This is a genomic window from Streptomyces sp. NPDC005408 (assembly GCF_040606445.1).
Classification (GTDB): Bacteria; Actinomycetota; Actinomycetes; order Streptomycetales; family Streptomycetaceae; genus Streptomyces.
Window position 1 is genome coordinate 1 of the sequence record NZ_JBEXEX010000140.1, and the last position, 1,224, is coordinate 1,224.

Sequence of the window (1,224 nt, forward strand, 5' to 3'; positions counted from 1 at the left end):
GGCCGAGGGCCTTCAGCTGACCGGCGAGGGCGGGCTGCTCCAGCAGTTGACCAAGCGGCTCCTGGAGTCCGCTCTCGAGGGTGAGATCACCGACCACCTCGGCTATGATAAGCACGATCCGGCCGGGAAGAACGGCGGCAACTCACGGAACGGCACCCGCGCCAAGACCGTGCTTACCGACGTCGGCCCGGTCGAGATAGCCGTGCCCCGCGACCGGGAAGGCAGCTTCGAGCCGAGGATCGTCAAGAAGCGGCAGAAGCGTTTGTCCGGCGTGGACGAGATGGTCATCTCGCTCGCGGCGAAGGGCCTGACGACCGGTGAGGTCCAGGCCCACCTGGCCGAGGTCTATGGAGCCGAGGTGTCCCGGCAGACGATTTCCACGATCACCGACAAGGTCCTCGAGGGCATGGCCGAATGGCAGAACCGACACCTCGACGCCGTCTACCCCGTGACTTCATTGACGCCATCCACGTGAAGATTCGCGACGGCGCGGTAGCCAACAGGCCCATTTACGTGGCCCTGGCGGTCACGACCGAGGGCCGGCGGGACATCCTCGGGTTGTGGGCCGGCGACGGCGGCGAGGGCGCCAAGCACTGGATGCACATCCTCACCGAGATCAGGAACCGCGGTGTGGGCGACGTCCTCATGCTGGTCTGCGACGGGCTCAAGGGCCTGCCCGACGCGGTCGAGGCCCTCTGGCCCCGCACCACGGTCCAGACCTGCGTGGTCCACCTGCTGCGGAACTCCTTCCGTTATGCCGCCCGCCAGGACTGGGACAAGATCGCGCGTGTCCTCAAGCCCGTCTACACCGCGGCGACCGAGGAGGCCGCACTCGATCGGTTCGCCGAGTTCGCCGACGCCTGGGGCAAGAAATACCCGGCGATCGTGCGGCTCTGGGAGAACGCATGGGAGGAGTTCACCCCGTTCCTCCGTTTCGACACCGAGATCCGCCGCATCGTCTGCACGACGAACGCGATCGAGTCCGTGAACGCGCGGATCCGGCGGGCAGTCAAGGCCCGCGGACACTTCCCCAACGAGCAGGCCGCCTTGAAGTGCGTCTACATGGCCATCATGTCGCTGGACCCCACCGGCAAGGGACAAGCCCGCTGGACCATGCGCTGGAAGACCGCACTCAACGCCTTCGACATCACCTTCGACGGCCGCCTCTCCGCAGCCCGTCAGTAACTCCAATAACCCTAGTTACACCGCTCGTTTGACAGACCC

The 1,224-nt window shown here is 66.2% G+C and carries 1 pseudogene; it reads left to right on the forward strand.

From position 1 onward, the window contains the following. Positions 1-1,185 (forward strand): annotated as a pseudogene (locus ABZS64_RS39315) (IS256 family transposase); the annotation flags it as partial. Positions 1,186-1,224 lie beyond the last annotated feature (39 nt).